15 protein-coding genes are annotated in these 16,565 nt (G+C 67.2%); 8 read left to right on the top strand and 7 right to left on the bottom strand.

Features of this window, described 5'->3' with window-relative positions; translation table 11 throughout:
- The first annotated feature begins 75 nt into the window (after nt 1-75).
- On the top strand, nt 76-2,316 hold the full coding sequence (gene parC / locus PI246_RS01915) for a DNA topoisomerase IV subunit A (RefSeq protein WP_320549596.1): 2,241 nt from the start codon (nt 76-78) through the stop codon (nt 2,314-2,316).
- Between the two features lie 111 nt (nt 2,317-2,427).
- On the opposite strand, the gene PI246_RS01910 is transcribed toward parC, so the two are convergent.
- Nucleotides 2,428-2,916: an NUDIX hydrolase gene (locus PI246_RS01910; protein WP_320550231.1), complete on the bottom strand. Its 489-nt coding sequence runs from the start codon at nt 2,914-2,916 to the stop codon at nt 2,428-2,430.
- A gap of 104 nt (nt 2,917-3,020) precedes the next feature.
- On the opposite strand from PI246_RS01910, the gene PI246_RS01905 reads away from it, so the two are divergent.
- On the top strand, nt 3,021-3,830 hold the full coding sequence (locus PI246_RS01905; RefSeq protein WP_320549595.1) for a phosphodiester glycosidase family protein: 810 nt from the start codon (nt 3,021-3,023) through the stop codon (nt 3,828-3,830).
- Nucleotides 3,831-3,839: 9 nt separating this feature from the next.
- On the opposite strand, the gene PI246_RS01900 is transcribed toward PI246_RS01905, so the two are convergent.
- From PI246_RS01900 to map, 6 genes are all read right to left on the bottom strand, one after another.
- Nucleotides 3,840-5,318, bottom strand: coding sequence for a hypothetical protein (locus PI246_RS01900; protein WP_320549594.1), 1,479 nt, complete (start codon nt 5,316-5,318; stop codon nt 3,840-3,842).
- A gap of 97 nt (nt 5,319-5,415) precedes the next feature.
- Nucleotides 5,416-6,546, bottom strand: coding sequence for a succinyl-diaminopimelate desuccinylase (dapE, locus tag PI246_RS01895; protein WP_320549593.1), 1,131 nt, complete (start codon nt 6,544-6,546; stop codon nt 5,416-5,418).
- A 27-nt stretch (nt 6,547-6,573) separates the two neighbouring features.
- Nucleotides 6,574-6,927 carry an arsenate reductase gene (locus PI246_RS01890; RefSeq protein WP_320549592.1) on the bottom strand — a complete coding sequence of 118 codons (354 nt, stop codon included), beginning with the start codon at nt 6,925-6,927 and terminating at the stop codon, nt 6,574-6,576.
- A 2-nt stretch (nt 6,928-6,929) separates the two neighbouring features.
- Nucleotides 6,930-7,757 carry a 2,3,4,5-tetrahydropyridine-2,6-dicarboxylate N-succinyltransferase gene (dapD, locus tag PI246_RS01885; RefSeq protein WP_320550230.1) on the bottom strand — a complete coding sequence of 276 codons (828 nt, stop codon included), beginning with the start codon at nt 7,755-7,757 and terminating at the stop codon, nt 6,930-6,932.
- A complete protein-coding gene (glnD, locus tag PI246_RS01880; RefSeq protein WP_320549591.1) occupies nt 7,744-10,401 on the bottom strand; it encodes a [protein-PII] uridylyltransferase in 2,658 nt (885 codons plus the stop codon). Before glnD ends, dapD begins: the two co-directional genes overlap by 14 nt.
- Before the next feature lie 53 nt (nt 10,402-10,454).
- Nucleotides 10,455-11,222 (bottom strand): type I methionyl aminopeptidase, encoded by a 768-nt coding sequence (map, locus tag PI246_RS01875; RefSeq protein ID WP_320549590.1) that lies wholly within the window; start codon nt 11,220-11,222, stop codon nt 10,455-10,457.
- 379 nt (nt 11,223-11,601) lie between these two features.
- On the opposite strand from map, the gene rpsB reads away from it, so the two are divergent.
- From rpsB to PI246_RS01845, 6 genes are all read left to right on the top strand, one after another.
- Nucleotides 11,602-12,453 (top strand): 30S ribosomal protein S2, encoded by an 852-nt coding sequence (gene rpsB / locus PI246_RS01870; RefSeq protein WP_320549589.1) that lies wholly within the window; start codon nt 11,602-11,604, stop codon nt 12,451-12,453.
- Nucleotides 12,454-12,539: 86 nt separating this feature from the next.
- A complete protein-coding gene (gene tsf / locus PI246_RS01865) occupies nt 12,540-13,418 on the top strand; it encodes a translation elongation factor Ts (protein WP_320549588.1) in 879 nt (292 codons plus the stop codon).
- A 209-nt stretch (nt 13,419-13,627) separates the two neighbouring features.
- A complete protein-coding gene (gene pyrH, locus PI246_RS01860) occupies nt 13,628-14,350 on the top strand; it encodes a UMP kinase (RefSeq protein ID WP_320549587.1) in 723 nt (240 codons plus the stop codon).
- Nucleotides 14,351-14,417: 67 nt separating this feature from the next.
- The gene (gene frr / locus PI246_RS01855) at nt 14,418-14,975 is read left to right on the top strand and encodes a ribosome recycling factor (RefSeq protein ID WP_320549586.1); all 558 of its coding nucleotides are present in this window, start codon (nt 14,418-14,420) and stop codon (nt 14,973-14,975) included.
- Nucleotides 14,976-14,995: 20 nt separating this feature from the next.
- Nucleotides 14,996-15,736, top strand: a complete 741-nt coding sequence (gene uppS, locus PI246_RS01850; protein ID WP_320549585.1) for a polyprenyl diphosphate synthase — start codon at nt 14,996-14,998, stop codon at nt 15,734-15,736.
- 10 nt (nt 15,737-15,746) lie between these two features.
- On the top strand, nt 15,747-16,565 hold the full coding sequence (locus tag PI246_RS01845) for a phosphatidate cytidylyltransferase (protein WP_320549584.1): 819 nt from the start codon (nt 15,747-15,749) through the stop codon (nt 16,563-16,565).

The following is a 16,565-nucleotide window of genomic DNA, read 5'->3' as shown; positions in this document are numbered from 1 at the left end:
ACCCCTGAGACGCCTTTCTGGCACCATCGTCCGGTTAACGACGCGCCGCGGCGCGCCAGAAGGATAGCCAAGCCCATGAATCTGCAAGCCAATTACGAACAGATCCCGCTCAAGGAATACGCCGAGCGGGCTTATCTCGACTACTCGATGTATGTGGTGCTCGACCGCGCCCTGCCCTTCGTGGGCGACGGCCTCAAGCCGGTGCAGCGGCGCATCGTCTACGCCATGAGCGAGCTGAGCCTGGCCGCCACCGCCAAGCCGAAGAAATCCGCGCGCACCATCGGCGACGTCATCGGCAAGTTCCACCCGCACGGCGACTCGGCCTGCTATGAAGCCATGGTGCTCATGGCGCAGCCGTTCTCCTACCGCTACCCGTTGGTCGACGGCCACGGCAACTTCGGCTCGCCGGACGATCCGAAGAGCTTCGCGGCGATGCGATACACGGAGTCGCGCCTGACCCCCATCGCCGAGCTGCTCCTTTCCGAACTGGGCCACGGCACCACCGACTGGGCGCCCAACTTCGACGGCACCCTCGAAGAACCCTCCTGGCTGCCAGCCCGCGTGCCGCATGTGCTGCTCAACGGCTCGATGGGCATCGCCGTGGGCATGGCCACGGACATCCCGCCGCACAACCTGCGCGAGGTGGCCAGCGCCTGCATCCGCCTGCTCGACGATCCCGACGCCACGGTGGCCGACCTTTGCGAGCACGTGCAGGGCCCGGACTACCCCACCACGGCCGAAATCATCACACCGCGCCGCGAATTGCTGGCGATGTACCAGACCGGCACCGGCTCGGTGCGTGCCCGCGCGGTGTACGTGCGCGAAGACACCCACATCGTGATCACGGCGCTGCCCCACCAGGTGTCGCCGTCGAAGATCCTCGAGCAGATCGCGGCGCAGATGCGGCTGAAGAAGCTGCCGATGCTGGAGGATCTCCGCGACGAGTCCGATCACGAGAATCCCATCCGGCTGGTGCTGGTGCCGCGCTCGAACCGCGTCGACCTCGACGAAATGATGCAGCACCTGTTTGCCACGACCGACCTGGAAAAGAGCTTCCGCATCAACCTGAACATGATCGGCCTCGATGGCCGGCCCCAGGTGAAAGACCTCAAGATGGTGCTGGGCGAGTGGCTGCGTTTCCGCACCGACACGGTCACGCGCCGGCTCACCCACCGCCTGGGCCGGGTGGAGCGTCGCCTGCACCTGCTCGAGGCGTTGCGCATCGCCTACCTCAATCTCGACGAGGTGATCCGCATCGTCCGTACCGAAGACGAACCCAAGCCGGTGCTGATCGCCCGCTTCCGCCTCGACGAGGAGCAGGCCGACTACATCCTCGAGACCAAGCTGCGCCAGCTGGCCCGCCTTGAGGAAATGAAAATCAATGAAGAGCGCGACAAGCTCGAGGAAGAGCGTGCGCGGATCAACGTGCTGCTGAAGTCCCCGGCCAAGCTGAAGGGGCTGATCAAGGAAGAACTCCGCGCCGATGCCGAGAAATACGGTGACGAGCGCCGCTCGCCCCTGATCGAGCGCAGTGCGGCGCAGGCGCTCGACGAGAGCGCGCTGGTCGCCTCCGAGCCGGTTACCGTGGTGCTTTCGCAGAAGGGCTGGGTGCGCGCCGGCAAGGGCCACGAGATGGACGGTGAGGCGTTGTCGTACCGGGAGGGCGACAGCCTGCTGGCGATCGCGCGCGCCCGCACCACGCAGCAGGTCGCCTTCATCGATTCCACCGGCCGGGCTTACGCCACGCCCGCGCACACGCTGCCATCGGCGCGCGGCAACGGCGAGCCGCTCACCGGTCGTTTCAGTCCGCCGGCGGGCGCCGGTTTCGACGCCGTGGTCGCCGCGGACAACGACACCCGCGTCGTGCTCGCCACGAACTTCGGTTACGGCTTCGTCACCCGTTTCGAGGCGCTTACGGGTCGCCAGAAGGCCGGCAAGCAGATTATCTCCTTGAGTGAGGGGGCACGCGTACTGGCCCCGGTCATCTCCGCCGACCCGTCGCGCGATCGCATCGTGGTGGTGACAGGCGAAGGCCACCTGCTGATGTTCTCGGTAGCCGAACTGCCCGAACTCGACAAGGGCAAGGGCAACAAGCTCATCGAGATCCCGAAGGCGAAGCTGGCCTCGGGCGAGGAGCGCGTGGTGGGCGTGGCGGTGGTCGCCGAGGGCAAGGGCGAGGTCACGCTCTATGCCGGTCAGCGCAAGCTCACCCTGAAATGGGCCGACCTGGTCGAGTACGGCGGCAGCCGCGCCACCCGCGGCGGCGTGCTGCCGCGCGGCCTGCGGCGCGTCGAACGGATCGAGACGACAGGCTGACCGGGCAGGGGTGGGCCCTGCCCGCCAACGATAAAGGCGCATGGAGCCCATGAGGCCATGCGCCGCATCGTGAACGGGCCGGCTGCGTCGGATCGCCCGTGGGGCCGGCTTCTACAGGCGGGTGACGTGCCAGGAGACCATATGGCCGCCCTTGTATGGCATCACGCCGTGGAACGGCCTGGGATCGGCGTCGAACACCAGCGGCAGGAAATGCCGGTCGCCCTCCCACATCGGCAATCGGTCCAGCGCATCCACGGCGACCCATTCCAGGGTGCCTTCCGGATTCGACGATAGCGGCGTGCCCTCGTAGCGCGTGATCACGAAGACAAAGCCGAGCCAGTCTTCGCCCTGCTTACCGAAACCCGGCCAGTTGACCGTGCCGCGCAGTCGCATGTCGAGACACTCGATGCCGGCTTCCTCGCGGATCTCGCGCCGCATGCACGCGGCGATGTCCTCGTTGGGTTCCATCTTGCCGCCCAGGCCGTTGTACTTGCCCAGGTGCTGATCGTCCGGACGCGCGTTGCGATGGATCATGAGCACGCGCTGGCCATCCGGGGAAAGCACGTAGCCGAGCGTGGCGACGATGGGCGTATAGGGCATGGCGATGACGAAAGCGGGGAAAACCACGGAGTTTACGCGCTCCCGGCTGCGCGGTGGCGCCCTGCCCCTTGCGCGCGCGGTGGCGCCCGGCGAACATCGGGGGCATGCCCCACCCGCTCGTTCCCCGCATGATCCGCATCGCGTCACGCCTGTTCATCGTCCCGGCCCTCGTCGGGCTCGCCGTCGGTTGCTCACCGGCCGCCGACGCGGTGGACGGGCACGATGTCGTATTCGACAGCCAGTCGTATTTCACCGTGACCGTCGACACCACGCGCGACGATATCGAGTTCTACTGGCGCAACCCCGACACCGGCCAACCCTTCGGCGGTATCGAGGCACTGAAGACCTGGGCGGACGGCAAGGGGCGGCCCTTGCTCTTCGCCACCAATGCAGGCATTTACGATCGTGATTTCAAGCCGCTCGGACTGTACGTCGAGAACGGCAAGACGATCGTTCCGCTCAACCTCGCCCATGGCAATCCCCGCTCGGGCAATTTCTCGCTGCTGCCCAACGGCGTCTTCGCCGTTTACGACGATGGCAGCGCCGAAGTTCGCACCAGCGAAGCCTTTCGCGCCGAGGGCCGCAAGCCGCGGTGGGCGACGCAATCCGGCCCCATGCTGGTGATCGACGGCGACATCAACACCCAGTTCGACGATGGCTCCGACAGCATGAAATGGCGTAGTGGGGTCTGCGCGACATCGCCCCACGAGGTGGTGTTCGCGGTGAGCCGTGCACCGGTGAACTTCCACACGTTCGCCCGCTTGTTCCGTGACCGTCTTGGTTGCCGCGATGCGTTGTTCCTCGACGGTACCATCTCGCAGACGTTCACCCCGACGGCGGGCTATGCTGGCGCCCCCGCGTTCATGACCAAACCGTACGCCGGGATGGTCGCGGTGTTTCCGAAGAAGCGCTGAGCGATACGCTCAATCCGCCGGGATGTGCACCAGCACATGGTCGACCCACCCCACGCGCGGCTTTCCGGCGAGCCGGCACACGCAGCCTTGCGTGCACGCGTTGACGCCCAACTCGTAAAAGACGTGGTAAGGCAGCGTACGCCCCCCGTTGCCGCTGGCGGGAAGTTCCCAGAGTATTTCGTAACGTGGATTTACCGTGCCGGCCAGCGGCGATGCCTTGGCAAGGCTGCCCTCGTGCCGGCGTGCCCGAATCCACTCGACCATCGCCAGCACATCCGGCCGCCACCAGGTGCTGCGGGAGAAGATGCGGTCCGCGTTGCTGCGGATGCTCGTCATGGTCATGTCCGAATGCGACACGGTGGATGTGCCCAGGATCGTCGCCAGGCCGAAGTTCACCGATACGCCGAGGCCGTCCTTCACCGCGGAACCCACCACCGCGGCCTCGCCGCCGAATGCGAAAGATTCGCCAGAGGCCCGGTTTACCGAACCGTCGACCGAATCGGTGGGATAGAGCTTTCTCACCATCGGTGCGACCGGACAATCCGACGGTCGGCTGTCGTCCGGTCCGTCACAGCGAAACAGGCGAACGTTTCCGACCAACGGAAACGTCGAGGCGGTCGGCCAGGCGAACGTGTCGTCACCCGGATAGACGTCGCCCCAGCCCGAGTGGATGGCCACGTCGATCACATCCTCGAAACCGCCTTCGCCGTCCGTCCGTCCCTCATGGTCGCGGCCGAGGGTAAACCCGTTGCCGGCACCGTCACCCAGCGTCTTGTTCCAGAAAAAATACCTCGTGCCGGTGGCGACATCGTCGGAACGGATCAACGCCCATTCGGAGGCTAGCGTGAGCCGTGCCTGATCCGACGTGGCAAACGTGTCGATCTGCAGTGGGGCCGGTTCCGCCAGGTGGACAGAAAGATGACCGTGCTGGCACCAGCGACGCAGTTCCTTACGAAACGCCGCCCGCTGGTCGGACGTCGGCGTGACGTCCTTGAACATGGCCGTGGTCATCTCCCGGCCGAAGCTCTGGCAGACCGCTGCGGGGGAAGTGGCCAGCACGTCGAACTTGACGTGCCTCGACACCGAATCCGACGCGGCCCGTGGCACGCGCGAGAATGCGGCCGCCAAGGGATCGTCTTCCCACGGCCACAGCGACAGCACGCGATCGCGCGACGCGTCATCCGCGGCGTCGAAGCCGAAGATGCCCAGCCCTGCGGCCGGGTCGAGCACCACCGTGTTGGTGGACGGCCACACGTAAGCGAACGACGGTCGCAGGCGCTTGAGCGATGCCAGCGTGCCGCTCAGCGCCACGCGCCGTCCTTCGGCGAGCAAGCCATCGATGAGACGCGAAAAGCCGGCCGGTTCGTCCGTGTCGTCGACGCTGATGACGACGACCGAAGGGATGCGGGTGTCGTCGAGGGAGGCGGCGTGCGCGACGCCTAGCGACACGCTACCGAGCGCGATGAGGGCGAGAAGGGGCTTTCGCATGAGGAGTCCGGCGGGTAAGGGCCGGAAAGGTTCCCATCGATGGCGCCAGCGATCATGCGGGCGCGGCCGCATGTTGCCGTGGGCGTCTGAAGCGACGTCAGGTCAGGATACGCTGGCAGATCGCTTCATAAAGCGCAGGCAAGGCCTCCAGATCCGCCAGGGATACGCACTCGTCCACCTTGTGGATGGTGGCGTTGACCGGCCCCAGTTCGATCACCTCGGCACCCATCGGGGCGATGAACCGGCCGTCACTGGTGCCGCCGCCCGTGCTCTGCTCCGGATCGATGCCACACAGGTCGCGGCAGACGCCGGACACCACCTCGCGCAGGCGGCCGCCCGGCGGGGCGAGGAAGGGATGCCCCGACAGATGCCAGTCGATGGCGAAGTCCACGCCATGGGCGCGCAGTATCGTTTCGGTACGCGCCTGCAAGTCCTCGGCCGTACTCGCGGTGGAGAAGCGAAAATTGATCAGCGCCACCAGTTCGCCCGGGATGACGTTGTTCGCACCGGTGCCCGCGTTGAGGTTGGACACCTGGAACGACGTGGGCGGAAAATCCGCGCTGCCCGCGTCCCAGGGCTCCGCCGCCAGCGCGGCAAGCGCGGGCGCGAACACGTGGATGGGATTGGTGGCTTTTTCAGGATAGGCGACATGGCCCTGCACGCCCCGAACGGTCAGCGTGCCGGACAACGACCCACGCCGCCCCACCCGGATGAGATCACCCAGGCGGGCCTTGGCGGAGGGCTCACCCACCACGCAGTAATCGATGCGCTGACCGCGCCGGGTGAAGTGCTCCACCACCTCGCGCACGCCATGCAGCGCCACGCCTTCTTCGTCGCTGGTCAACAGCAGACCGACGGTGCCCGGATGCGAGGGATGCGCACCGACGAACCGCTCCAGCGCCACCACCATCGCCGCGACCGAGCCCTTCATGTCGGCGGCGCCGCGGCCGTAGAGCAGGCCCTCGCGCTGCGTCGGCTCGAAGGGCGGCGACGTCCAGCGGTCTTCCGGCCCGCTCGGCACCACGTCGGTATGACCGAGGAACGCCAGTACCGGGCCCCGGTCTCCGTGCGTGGCCCAGAGATTGTCGACATCGCCGAAGCGCAGGTGCTCGATACGGAAACCGAGGCGGGCCAGGCGATCGGCGATCAGCGGCAGGCAACCGGCGTCCTCCGGCGTGACGGAACGGCGGCGGATGAGGTCGTGGGTGAGTGCGATCACGGGGGACATGGGCTGGGCCGCTTCGAGAGGGGCGATTTACGTGCCGAATCGTTTCTTGAACGCATTGTCGGAGAACCCGACGGACACCTCGTCACCCTGCACGACCACCGGGCGCTTGATCAGCGCGGGGTATTCCTTGAGCAGGAGCGTCCATTCCGGCTCGGTGCGGGGGTCCTTGCGCTGCGGCAACAGCGTGCGCCAGGTGGTGGACGCCTTGTTGATGAGTTTTTCCCAGCCACCCAGCGACTGCGCCCACGCCTTCAGCGTGGTGGGGGGCACGGGATCGGCACGGTAGTCGACAAAGGTGTGGGCGACGCCGAAGCGGTCGAGCCAGTTGCGGGCCTTCTTGCAGGTGTCGCAGTTGGGCAGGCCGTATACGGTCAGGGTCATGGTCATTCGCCGCTGCGCAGGAGTTCGTTGATGCCGGTCTTGGAGCGGGTCTTTTCGTCGACCTGCTTGACGATGACCGCGGCATAGAGGCTGTGCGTACCGTCCTTCGCCGGCAGGCTGCCGGCCACCACGACGCTGCCCGCCGGCACGCGACCGTAGCTGACCTCGCCGGTGGCGCGGTTATAGATGCGGGTGGACTGGCCCAGGAACACACCCATACCGATCACCGAGCCCTTCTCGACCACCACGCCCTCGACCACTTCGGAGCGCGCGCCGATGAAACAGTTGTCTTCGATGATGGTCGGGTTCGCCTGGAGCGGTTCCAGCACGCCGCCGATGCCCACGCCACCGGAGAGATGCACATTGGCCCCGATCTGCGCGCACGAACCCACGGTGGCCCACGTATCGACCATGGTGCCCGGGCCGACATAAGCGCCGATGTTCGTATAGCTCGGCATCAGCACGGCGTCTTTCGCGATGTGCGCCCCTCGGCGCACCAGGGCGCCCGGCACCACGCGCGCGCCGAGGGTGGCGTATTCGATCTCGTCGCCGCCGGTGAAGCGCAACGGCACTTTGTCGAAGGCGCTGGACGGACCGCCATCCATTACGCGGTTGCCGTTCATGCGGAAGTAGAGCAGCACCGCCTTCTTCAGCCACGCGTGCACGATCCAGCCACCCTTGCCGTCCGGCTCGGCCACGCGGCGCTCGCCGGATTCGAGGAGGTTAAGCACCTGGTCGACCGCTTCGCGCAGGCCGCCTTCGATGTCGTTCTGGGTGAGGTCGGCGCGGCGTTCGAAGGCGGCGTCGATGACCGACTCAAGCGTTTGCATCTGCATGGGAGGTAGTCCTGGCGGGTTCGGGGCCGATCTGCCGCAGCAGGCACGCGCGCAGGATCTCCCGGCGTTCGGGCGATAGCGGAGCATTGCTGCGATCGGTGAGTTGGAAGAAATCTTCGACGCGTTCGCCAAACGTGGCGATACGCGCATCATGCACGCGCACCTGCGCTTCGGCCAGCGCCTGCGCCACCGCGGCGAGCAGGCCGGGCCGGTCGGTGCAGACCAGGGCAAGCTGCGTGCGCTCGCCGGCGTCGGCGAATTCGATGCGCGGCGTCATCTGAAAGTGGCGCAGGTGGCGCGACATGCTGCGCTTGACCAGGCCCTGTCCCGCCGACTGTTCCAGCGCGCGATGCATGCGCACGCGCAGTTCGTCGGCGCGTTGCAGCGTCGCCGGCGCCTGGGTGTCGGATTCGAGCAAGAGAAACGTATCCAGCGCCATGCCACTGGTGGAGACCAGCACGCGCGCTTCCACGACGGAAAACCGCAGCCGGTCGAGCATCGCCGTGACCGTGGCGAAGAGGCCGTCGCGGTCGGGGGCGTAGACGAACAACTCGGTGCTGCCGCGCACCGAGAAGGGATGCACTTCCACCAGCGGCGTCACGCCGCCGGCGCGCAGGATCGCCGCGGTCTGCCACGCGATCTGTTCGGGCCGATGGCGCAGGAAACTCGTGTCCGGAAACTCCGCCCAGACGCGCGCGATGTCGTCGGTGCCGATGCGCTCGCCCAGCAGCATCGACAAGGCCCGCTCCCGGCATTCGCGCACCCGCGCCCCCGCGTGTGCGGGCGGTGCCAGGTCGCTGCGCAGGGCGAATCGGGTGGCGGTGTAGAGATCGGCCAGGAGGCGATCCTTCCATGCGTTCCACAGCTTGGGGCTGGTGCCGATGATGTCGGCGATGGTCAGCAGGTAGAGGTGGTCCAGGTGCTCCCAGTCGCCGACGATGCCGGCGAAGCGATGCACCACCGCGGGATCGGTGATGTCCTGGCGCTGCGCCGTCGTGCTCATCAGCAGGTGCTGGCGAACCAGCCAGGCGACCAGGTCGACGTCGTCATCGGGCAGGCCCACGCGCGTGCAGAAATCGCGCGCGTCGCCTTCGCCGAGCACGGAGTGATCCCCGCCACGGCCCTTGGCGATGTCGTGGAACAGGGCCGCCAGCAGCATGAGTTCGGGCTTCTCGACGTGCGGCCAGATCTCGCACGCAATGGGAAACTCCCGCCGCGCGTCGGGATCGGCGAAGCGGGCGACGTTACGCAGCACGCGCAGCGTGTGCTCGTCGACGGTATACACGTGGAACAGGTCGTACTGCATGCGCCCCACCACCGTGCCGAAGGCCGGCAGGATCGCGGCCAGCAGGCCGTGACGGTTCATCCGCCACAGCGCGTCCACGGCGAGCGCACCTCGACGCAGCAGCGTGAGGAAGGCGCCCAGCACCTGCGGATCGCCGGCGAGCGACTCGCCATGCAACGACACGGCGTGCTGGATGCGCCGCATCGTCTCGGCGGTGAAACCGGTGATGCCCGGCTCGTCGAGGCGGGCGATGAAGATCTCCACCAGCGCCGCCGGACGATGCGCGAAGAGCTTCGGGTTGCGCGGGGCGATGCGCGTACCGTAACGCACGTAGTCGGTGCCGACCGGCTGCGGGTCGGTGTCCGGCGCGAGCATCTCCTCGAAGCGCTCCACCAGTTGCGTGCCCGAGCGCTCGATCTGCGTCGCCGCGCGGTAATAGCCCTGCATGAACTGTTCGACGCCGAGGTTCTTGGCGTGTTCGTCCTCGAAACCCAGTCGCGACGCGAGCGCCCGCTGGTAATCGAACAGCAGGCGTTCTTCCGCGCGCCCCGCCTCCAGGTGCAACGCGAAGCGGTAGCGGCGCAAGGTATTTTCCGCCCGCTCCAGCCGCGTCGCTTCGCCCGGTTCGAGCAGACCTTCGGCGACCATGTCGTCCAGATCGGGGGCGTTCGCCAGCCGGCGGCCCAGCCAGCGTATCGCGTCGAGCGTGCGCAGGCCGCCGGGACCGTCCTTGAGATTGGGTTCGAGGTTCTGCGCGGTGTCGTCGTAGCGCGCATGCCGCGCGTCCCGTTCGGCCACGCGGGCGCGCAGGTAGTCGCGCGCCGGCCACAGCGAGGGATCGTCGAGGATGCCGCGCAGGCCCGTCGCCAGCCCGGCGTGCCCGACCAGGCAGCGTGCGTCGAGCAGGCTGGTGAAGACGCTGGGGTCGCGCGCGGCCAGGTCGCGGCACTGCGCCACGGTGCGCACGGCATGGCCTGGCTTCAGGCCGATGTCCCACAGGCAGGCGAAAAAGTGTTCAAGGGCGCGGGAAAGCGCCGTGGCGTCGTCGTCGATCAGGGCGAGCAGGTCGACGTCGGAACACGGAAACAGCAGGCCCCGCCCGAAGCCGCCGACGGCGAACAGCGCCGCGGACGGCGTGTCGCCCAGGCACGCGCTCCAGACGTGCACCACCACGCGTCCCACGACATCAGCGCGGCGAGCGGCGAGCGCGGTGGCGTCCGATCCGTCGCGGAAGCTGGTGGCGAGCGCTCGGTCCGCGTCACCCAGCAACTGGCGCAACGAGCGCCTCGCCTCGGGCGAGACGCCCGAGCGGGGCACCACGGCGGGCAAGCGCGGAAGCGGTGGAAGCGGCACGTCAGGCCTCGGCGTGGGCGAAGGAATCGGCAAGGCCGTCGGGCCCGCCAGGATCAGGCAGCGTCGGGCCAGGGCGTGAGGATCTCGAAGCCGTGCTCGGTGACCGCGACCGTGTGCTCCCACTGGGCCGACAGCGAGTGGTCCTTGGTGACCACCGTCCAGCCATCGGGCAGCGATTTCGTCTGCGGCTTGCCGGCGTTGATCATCGGCTCGACCGTGAAGGTCATGCCCGGCTTCAGCTCGAGGCCGGTGCCGGGGCGGCCGTAATGCAGCACCTGCGGCTCGTCGTGGTAGACCTTGCCGATGCCGTGGCCGCAATACTCGCGCACCACCGAGAACCCCGCCGCCTCGGCGTGCTTCTGGATGGCCGCACCCACGTCGCCAAGGGTGGCACCCGGCTTCACCGCCTCGATGCCCTTCATCATCGCCTCGAAGGTGGTCTCGACCAGGCGCCTGGCCAGCACGCTCGGGGTGCCTACGAAATACATGCGGCTGGTGTCGCCGTGCCAGCCATCCTTGATGACGGTGACGTCGATGTTGACGATGTCGCCGTCCTTGAGCACCTTGGCGGGGCTGGGGATGCCGTGGCAGATCACGTGGTTGACCGAGGTGCAAACCGTCTTGGGGAAGCCCCGGTAGCCGACGTTGGCCGGAACGGCCTTCTGCACGTTGACAATGTGGTCGTGGGCAAGCCGGTCGAGTTCCTCGGTGGTGACGCCCGGCTTGACGTGCGGCACCAGCATGGCCAGCACCTCGGCGGCCAGGCGGCCGGCCTCGCGCATGGCCTGGATCTCTTCGGGGGTCTTCGGTACGACTGCCATGATGGTCTCTCTTTTTTTCCTTTGCCCTCAGGGGATTGGGCCCATCGTCGAGATGGCGGCTCCCGGACGCGAAATCCAGTGCGGCTTGCGGCGGGAACACCCGGAAGGCTACAATTAGCGAGTTTTGCCGTCCGGCGAAGCCACGAATCCGTGGCCACGGCGGCGATACGAAGCGCGATTGTAACCGCATGGCGCCATCATGGGCCCTGCGTCGGGCGATCGCTTTTAACGCCACACACGCATCGGCACCGCCTTCGGGGTGCCCGTTCCGCCGTCCGAGAGCGAAAGGCTCCGCGGCCGGACCGGGTCGAAGCCGGGGATGCGTGGAGGTCCCAACCCCCATAGAACCGCCCGGTGCGGTTCGCCCAGGAGTATTTCCATGGCACAAGTCACCATGCGCGAGATGCTGGAAGCCGGCGTCCATTTCGGCCACCAGACCCGTTACTGGAACCCCAAGATGGCGCCGTACATCTTCGGCGCCCGCGGCAAGATCCACATCATCAACCTCGAGAAGACGCTCCCGCTCTTCACCGACGCGATGAACTTCCTCTCGGGCCTGGCCCAGAAGGGCGGCACCATCCTGTTCGTCGGCACCAAGCGCTCCGCCCGTGAAGCGCTGGCCGAGGAAGCCGGCCGCGCCGGCCAGCCGTTCGTGACCGCCCGCTGGCTCGGCGGCATGCTGACCAACTTCCGCACGGTCAAGCAGTCGGTCGCCCGCCTGAAGGAACTCGAGGCCGCCGAAACCGACGGCTCGTTCGACCGCCTGGTCAAGCACGAGGTGCTGGCCCGTCGCCGCGAGCGCGAGAAGCTGCAGAACTCCCTCGGTGGCATCAAGGACATGAACCGCCTGCCGGACGCCCTCTTCATCGTCGACATCGGCCACGAAGACATCGCCGTGCAGGAAGCCCGCAAGCTCGGCATCCCGGTCGTCGCCGTGGTTGACACCAACTACGACCCGGCCCTGGTCGACTACGCCATCCCGGGTAACGACGACGCCATCCGCGCGATCCAGCTCTACGCCCGCGCCGCCGCCGACTCCATCCTGGAGGGCAAGGCCGCCGCTCCGCAGCACGCCGCCCGCGGCGACGCCAACGAGTTCGTCGAGCTCGACGACGAAGGCAACCCGGTCGCCAAGGACGACGCCGCCCCGCGTGGCGACCGTCGTCCGCCCGCCAAGAAGGGCGCCCCGCGCCGTGATGGCGGTCGCGACGGTGGCCGTGGTCGCGCGTAAGCGCCCCACCCCCTTCGCACGCAAGGCATTACCCGGCGCCGCGGCAACCCCGCCGCGGCGCCCAACGAAACCATTGAGGAATCACCATGGCTGAGATCACCGCTAGCCTCGTCAAGGATCTGCGCGAGCGTTCCGGCGTCGGCATGATGGAGTGCAAAAAGGCGCTCGTCGAAAACAATGGCGACATCGAAGCGGCGATGGAATGGCTGCGCAAGAACGGCCTCGCCAAGGCCGACAAGAAGGCCGATCGCGTGGCCGCTGAAGGCCTGGTCGCCATCGCCGTCGACGGCGGCAAGGGCGCCATGGTCGAAGTCAACAGCGAAACCGACTTCGCCGCCAAGAACGAACAGTTCGTGAAGTTCACCCAGGACGTCGCCAAGGTCGCCCTCGAGTCCGGCGCCAAGGACATCGAAGCGCTCAAGGCCGCCAAGCTGGGCAACGCCACGGTGGAAGAAGGCGCGAAGGAACTCACCCTCACCATCGGCGAGAAGTTCGATGTACGTCGCATCGCCACCGTCGAGACCGACGGCGTGCTGGGTGCCTATTCGCACGGCGGCCGAATCGGCGTGCTGGTGGCGCTCAAGGGCGGCTCCGAAGAGCTGGCCAAGGGCATCGCCATGCATGTCGCCGCGATGAATCCGAAGTTCATCAAGGTCGAAGACGTCCCGGCCGACTTCCTCGAGAAGGAAAAGGAAATCGAGCTTTCGAAGATGTCCGACAAGGAGAAGGCCAAGCCGGCCGACATCCTCGACAAGATCGTCTCGGGCAAGGTCAACAAGATCCTCGCCGAGAATACCCTCGTCGGCCAGCCGTACGTGATCGACACCGAGACGACCGTCGCCGAGGCCCTCAAGAAGGGTGGTGCCGAGATCGTCAGCGTGCAGCGTCTGGCGGTGGGCGAAGGCATCGAGAAGGTGGTCGACAACTTCGCCGAAGAAGTGATGAAGCAGGCGGGTCTGGCGTAAGCCGGGCACACCGTTTCAGGAAGCAAGGGGCCGCGAGCGATCGCGGCCCCTTTTTTTGGCGCGGGGCGTGGAGGCGCACTTCGTCAGCGCAACGCCATGTGGCGCGCCCACCCCTGCCGTCGCCAACCGCGACATTCCTTCACCTGACTGTCACAAACGCCGCGCGCTACACTACGCCCGTTTTGCCCCACACAAACTGGAGATCCCCCATGAGCACCCCGCTGAACCACCGCCGTATCCTGCTCAAGCTCTCCGGTGAAGCCTTGATGGGCAGCGAAGACTACGGCATCGATCCGAAGGTGATCGGCCGCCTTGCGAAAGAAATCCTCGAAGTGCGCGACGCTGGCGTGCAGGTCGGCGTCGTCATCGGCGGCGGCAACATCTTCCGTGGCGCCGGCCTGGCCGCCGCGGGCATGGACCGCGTGACCGGCGACCACATGGGCATGCTGGCGACGGTCATGAATGCCCTGGCGATGCAGGACGCGATCGAGAAGCTCGGGGGTGAAGCCCGCACGATGAGCGCGATCAAGATCAACGAGGTCTGTGAGGACTTCATCCGCCGCCGCGCCATCCGCCACCTCGAAAAAGGCCGCGTCGCGCTGTTCGCCGCCGGCATCGGCAACCCCTTCTTTACCACCGATTCGGCCGCCGCGCTGCGCGCCGTGGAGGTAGGCGCCGACCTGCTGCTGAAGGCCACCAAGGTCGACGGCGTCTACAGCGCCGATCCGAAGCGCCACCCCGATGCCACCCGCTACGAGCACCTCACCTACAACCAGGTGATCGAGCGCCGGCTCGAGGTCATGGACACCGCCGCCATCGCCCTGTGCCGGGAAAACAAGCTGCCCCTGCGCATCTACGACATGACCGCGCCGGGCAACCTCATGAAGATCATGAAGGGCGAATCCGTGGGCACCCTGGTCAACGCGGGCTGACCCCGGCCCGGCAGCCTTCGCCCTCCCTGCTATACTCGCCTGCTGACCGTTCCACGGAAACAAGCCCATGATCAACGACATCAAGAAAGATGCTGAGACCCGCATGGGCAAGAGCATCGATTCGCTCAAGCACGACCTCAAGTCGATCCGCACCGGTCGCGCCAACCCGCAGATCCTCGAGAACATCAAGGTGCCCTACTACGGCACCGACACCCCGCTTGCCCAGGTCGCCAACGTCACCACGCCGGACGCTCGCTCCCTGTCGGTCAAGCCGTTCGACAAGGCCATGGTCGGTCCGATCGAGAAGGCCATCATGGCGTCCGATCTCGGCATCACGCCGACCACCATGGGCATGGACATCCGCCTCAACTTCCCGCCGCCGACGGAGGAGCGCCGCAAGGAGCTCGCCAAGGGCGTGTCCAAGGAGGGCGAGCAGGCCAAGATCGCCATCCGCAATGTCCGCCGTGACGCCATCCAGCACGTCGACAAGCTGCTGAAAGACAAGGCCATCACCGAAGACGACAAGAAGCGCGCCGACGACGATATCCAGAAGCTCACGGACAAGTACGTCAAGCTGGTCGACGACGTGGTGTCCGAGAAGGAAAAGGAGCTGATGGCGCTCTGACGCGCCATCGGTCCGCCGGCATGGCCGTCAAGCCCGACGCGCGGGTGCCCCGCCACCTCGCCATCGTGATGGACGGCAACGGCCGCTGGGCGAAACAGCGTCTGCGCCCACGCACGTTCGGGCACCACGCCGGGCAGAAAGCCGTGCGCGAGGCCGTGGAGTTCTGCCTGCGCCAGGGTATCGAATCGCTCACCCTGTTCGCGTTTTCCAGCGAAAACTGGAGCCGCCCTCCCACCGAGGTGTCGGCCCTGATGGAGCTCTTCCTCAAGGCCATCGACCGCGAGGTCGACGAACTCAACGGCAACGGCGTGCGTATCCGTTTCGTCGGCGACCTGGCGCCCTTCGCCCCCGAGTTGCGCCAGCGCATGGAGGGCGCCATGGCCCGTACCGCGGGCAACACGTCGCTCAACATGAACGTCGCGGTCAACTACGGTGGGCGATGGGATATCGCCCACGCGGCGCGGCAGGCGGCCGAGGCCGTGACGCGCGGGGAGATGACCGTCGCGGACATCGACGAGTCGCGCCTGCATGGCTACACCTGCCTTGCCGACCAGCCCCCGCTCGACCTCTTCATCCGCACCGGCGGCGAACGTCGCGTCAGCAATTTTCTTCTCTGGCAGCTCGCCTACGCGGAGCTGTATTTCACCGATACCCTGTGGCCCGACGTCGACCAGGCCTGCCTCGCCGAGGCCCTCGACGACTACGCCCGCCGCGAGCGCCGTTTCGGCCGCACCGGCGAACAGGTGGCCACCACGGGCTGAATCCGCACCCATGCTGAAACAACGCATCCTTACCGCCGCCATCCTGTTGCCCCTGGTCCTGGCGATGATCCTGCTGCCGCCCACTGGCCTGTTCGCCGCGGTGGTGGCAATGGTCTTCGTGGTGGCCGCCTGGGAATGGAGCCTGCTGGCCGGCTGCCGCACCCCCGTGGGCCGCGGCATCGTGACGGCCGTGGGCGCGGCGTTGCTGGCCGCGCTGGTCGTGGTGCGTACGCCGGGCGTCCTCACCGTGCTGGTGTTCGTCGGCGTAGCGTGGTGGATCGGCTGCTGCTTCTGGCTGCGCCGCTTCACGTTCGCCGCGGCCCCCAACAGCGAAAACCGCCTGCTCAAGCTTGGGGCGGGCGTGCTCGTGGTCGTGCCCGCGCTGGCTTCGGCGATTTCGCTGCACGGCGGCGACCGCGGCCCCGGCTGGACCCTGCTCGCGCTCGTGATCGTCTGGGCCGCCGATACGGGGGCATATTTCAGCGGTCGCCAGTTCGGCCGGCGCAAGCTCGCCCCGCGCATCAGTCCGGGCAAGACCTGGGCCGGCGTCTATGGCGCGTTGGTGGCCGGCGGCGCGGTCGCCGTGCTCGGTGGCTACCTGCTGGGCGTGCGCGGCGGGGTGCCGTTGACCGGCATGCTCGTGCTCGGCGTGGCGACCGTCGCCATCGCCGTGGTCGGCGATCTGTTCGAAAGCCTGCTCAAGCGGCACGCCGACGTGAAAGACTCCGGCGCGTTGTTCCCGGGCCACGGCGGCCTGCTCGACCGCCTCGACAGCGTGTTCGCCGCCCTGCCGATCTTCGCGGCGGGCAAGATCCTGCTCGGGCTCTGA

Origin of the sequence: Luteibacter sahnii, from assembly GCF_034063545.1 — a bacterium.
In the GTDB taxonomy this organism is placed as follows: Bacteria; Pseudomonadota; Gammaproteobacteria; order Xanthomonadales; family Rhodanobacteraceae; genus Luteibacter; species Luteibacter sahnii.
This window is presented reverse-complemented; position numbering and strand designations above follow the sequence as displayed.